Source organism: Methylobacterium sp. WL19 (assembly GCF_008040005.1).
Classification (GTDB): domain Bacteria; phylum Pseudomonadota; class Alphaproteobacteria; order Rhizobiales; family Beijerinckiaceae; genus Methylobacterium; species Methylobacterium bullatum.
Genome location: NZ_VRVC01000231.1, coordinates 1 through 3,330, shown reverse-complemented (window position 1 = coordinate 3,330; position 3,330 = coordinate 1). Strand labels below are relative to the sequence as shown.

Below are 3,330 nucleotides of genomic sequence, written 5' to 3'. Positions count from 1 at the left end.
CGCCTCCGCCGCGCGGGGCGACTTCGCCGAGGCCGCCGCCCTCGTGCTCACCGGCGACGGCCATGAGGGGCGGACCTACGAACTGGCGGGCGACGCGGCCTATACCCTGGCCGATCTCGCCGCCGAACTCTCGCGCCAGACGGGCCGCGACATCCCCTACCGGGACCTGCCGCAGTCGGACTATGCGTCGCTGCTCAAGAGCTTCGGCCTGCCGGACGTCCTGGCCGATTCCCTCGCCGCGTGGGATGTGGACGCCGCGCACGGCGCCCTGTTCGACGAGGGCCGCCAGCTCTCGACGCTCATCGGCCGCCCGACGACGCCATTGTCCGCCAGCATCGCCGCCGCGCTGGGGTGAGGCCGGCGCCTCGGATCATGCCGTCTCCGGACGATCCATGTGGTCTCGGATGAGCGCGGGTCCCCTCTCCTAGTGGTGAAAATCCGACGTTTGGTACCCGCTGCCGGGGCTGCTTTCGACCCCTTGCCGACCCTCATGGGTAGCGAGTTGAGCGAGACGCCAATGACGTCTTGACGTACTGAGAAGCATTAGCTCTAATATTTTCGAGGCATATCTCGAAGCACCTTGCCGCTTAGAGAGAGATATGTGATTTCTCTGCTTTTAGCGTCGCCTCTACACACAACAAATAATCCATCCATGGAAGGTACTGAGGAAATATATGACCGATCCCATATGAACTCGAAGGTGTTTGATGTTGGGTCGTCGCTGGTGTTGAGCGCCGTTCCGAATGAGAGCGTAAAGTTGCCGTAGGTATCACGCATATGCTGTTCTGCGAATTTTTGGCAGTAGCTGCGCCCCTCTTGTATCTTGGTTGGTTCGTCTTTTAGTACGCAGGATCCTAGTACTAACGGCAGAATGCTAAGCCATTTGTATTGCGCTGTCATGGATGCCTCAGTGAGAGTTAAGGCTACGAAGCTCGGTTCTGTCCGCCTTCCACCCTTACCGCCTTTGGCGTAACGATTGACATGGCCGTCGTTGGGACATTCTTTCGCTAATGAGCCTGTCATGATGCGCCTTGCTGGCCCGACCCTGATTGCGCTGCTGCTATGTCCCGCCTGGGTCCGGGCTGAGACGGACGAGCAAGTGCGTGAGCGAAAAGATGTTGAGCGAGTCGAGAGGACCAAGGACGAAGCACGCGCCGTCCTTGCCGCTGTCCTACGCGACGATGATATCCAGCCCACACCATGCCGCTTCGATAAGCAGTGGTTGAGTACGCCGGTAAGGGCCGATATCGCGCAAACGTATCTCGGCTCGTCCCTCGACGCCGATGTCACTGCCCCGCATTTGGGTATCGGCCCAAGCGATATAATCGACCCAAATGAGACGATGCGTGGCATTTTCTGCTTTTCAGATGAGGCGGAGGCGCTAACGCGCCAGATGGCGGACGACTTCCGCTCAGGCGCATTTCCAGGCGAGCGGGACCTCAACGAAGGTAGACCCGTGGGCACGCCTCGTTTGCGGATGAACCGAACCACCTTTACGATGCCCGTCTTCGACCGAACATTCACCACTGCTGCTGTGGTGTCGTCATTCTTTATCCAGAGTCTGAGGCGGACCGACGCTGAGACCGCACGCCGTCTTCCGCGAATGTTCGACGAAGCGGGCTACTCCCGTCATTTTCATCCCGAGGGGGTGGGCCTCACCTACGTCTACCGCAAACAGGATGGTCGCTGGACGCGGATACACCAGAGCGTGGACTGGACCGCTAATTGAACGACAGCTCATCACCCTCAGCAGAGCACCGTCACTGTCCTCACTTTATCAAATATTTAAATCTTGGAGAAAGTGATTCATAGGCTCTTATCGTTGCAATAAGACCTAAAATAAATCCGCTAATAGCCGGAATTAAAACTATCAGCATCCGACCAGAGCTCCAGTCCTTTCCATTATTTATATCGTGCGTGACGAATGATTCATATACCGACAGAGAGCCAATGGCGGCGACGAAGGCGCATATTGAGCTTACCGTTATCACGACCGCTGCGCCCAGAAAGGCAAAAACCGCCACCTTTAGCCAAATGAGATATCTCACTTGATGTTTCCTATTTCACTGGCCGTAATGCCCGCTTCCCACCCATCTCGGACGTTAGGGATGGGTACCATCCGTCAGATCTGGACCACTAGGAGGAGAGGGACAGGGTGAGGTGCGAGACCTCTCCGGAGATGGACCACACCTCACCCCAGCCCTCTCCTTCCAGGAGAGGGAGCCCGTCGCGCCTCGAGTCGAAACTTCTTGGATAGAGGAACGGCCGTCGAGCGGATGTGTGAATCCGGTAGCCCCAAAGGGGAGAGGGACGCCCTCAACCGGCGGGATCGTCCGGCGGGCGGCGGGCGGCGGCGTCCCGGTCCTTGGCGATGCTGCGCCGGACGACGATGAGCTGCCAGAGCGCCAGCCCCAGCGCGAGGGCGAAGACGAGGCCGATGTCGAAGGCGGCGAAGAGCCGGTCGCTCACGAGGGGGCGGGCGCGCGGCCGAGCGCCTCACGCTCGCGCAGGGTCTCCACCAGGTCGAGCACCTGCGCCACCTGCGCCGGCACGTTCCACCAGGGTGGGATCCGGGGCGCCATCGACGGAAGCGCGGCCACCGCCTCGATCAGGAACAGGATTTCCGGCAGGGGTTTTTCACGCAAGGCCGCCCTGTCGTCCGTCGAGACCAGGGCGCGGGCGAGGAGCGTGAGTTTCCGGCGCCCGTCCACGCGGGCGCGGCGGGAGACCGAATCGTAGCCCGCCCGCTCCACCTCGCGGCCGATCTCGGCATAGATCAGCCGCGCCGCGCGGATCGCCGGGCGGCAGGCGGGGGGCAGGCCGGCGATGCCGGATTCCGAGCGCGCGTAGAGAAGCTCTGCCGCCGCCAGCAGGCGCGCCACGACGCCGCCGAGAGCGGGGGTGAAGGCGGGCTGGCGCAGGAACGCGTCCGGGTCGATCCCCGCCTCCCTCAGCCAGGATCGCGGCAGGTAGAGCCGGCCGGCCCGCGCGTCCTCGCCGACATCGCGGGCGATGTTGGTGAATTGCATGGCGATGCCGAGGTCGCAGGCGCGGGCGAGCACGTCGGGGTCGCGCACGCCCATGACCAGGGTCATCATCGCCCCCACCGAGGCGGCCACCCGCGCCGCGTAGGCGGTGAGGTCGGCAAGTGTCTCGTAGCGGCGGCCGCCCGCGTCCCAGGCGAGGCCCTCGATCAAGGCGGCGGGCAGCGCCTGGGGGATGGCGTGATCGGCGACGATGTCGGCCAGCGCCCGGTCCGCCGCGGCATCGGCGGGCTGTCCGTCATAGGCGCGGGCGAGGCGCATCCGCAGCCGCGCCACGGCGGGGCGG

Annotated in this window: 4 protein-coding genes and 1 pseudogene; 2 read left to right on the top strand and 3 right to left on the bottom strand. The window is 63.1% G+C overall.

The genetic code is table 11. The features are described from left to right. A pseudogene (locus tag FV220_RS24490) lies at positions 1 to 355 on the top strand (KR domain-containing protein); the annotation flags it as partial. A 666-nt stretch (positions 356 to 1,021) separates the two neighbouring features. After that, entirely contained in the window at positions 1,022 to 1,729 is a 708-nt protein-coding gene (locus FV220_RS24485) for a hypothetical protein (protein ID WP_147833527.1), read from the top strand. Positions 1,730 to 1,769: 40 nt separating this feature from the next. Here the strand turns inward: FV220_RS24485 and FV220_RS24480 are convergent, their stop codons facing one another. The 3 genes from FV220_RS24480 to FV220_RS24475 all read right to left on the bottom strand — a co-directional run. Then, positions 1,770 to 2,048: a hypothetical protein gene (locus FV220_RS24480; RefSeq protein ID WP_147833526.1), complete on the bottom strand. Its 279-nt coding sequence runs from the start codon at positions 2,046 to 2,048 to the stop codon at positions 1,770 to 1,772. 268 nt (positions 2,049 to 2,316) lie between these two features. Next, positions 2,317 to 2,469 carry a hypothetical protein gene (locus tag FV220_RS25710; RefSeq protein WP_018043277.1) on the bottom strand — a complete coding sequence of 51 codons (153 nt, stop codon included), beginning with the start codon at positions 2,467 to 2,469 and terminating at the stop codon, positions 2,317 to 2,319. Then, a partial coding sequence (locus FV220_RS24475; protein ID WP_147833525.1) for a squalene/phytoene synthase family protein occupies positions 2,466 to 3,330 on the bottom strand: 865 nt, incomplete at its 5' end. The genes FV220_RS25710 and FV220_RS24475, both read right to left, overlap by 4 nt.

Coding starts and splice junctions, on each gene's coding strand:
- FV220_RS24485 (WP_147833527.1), top strand. CDS start 1,022: ATGATGCGCCTTGCTGGCCCGACCCTGATTGCGCTGCTGCTATGTCCC.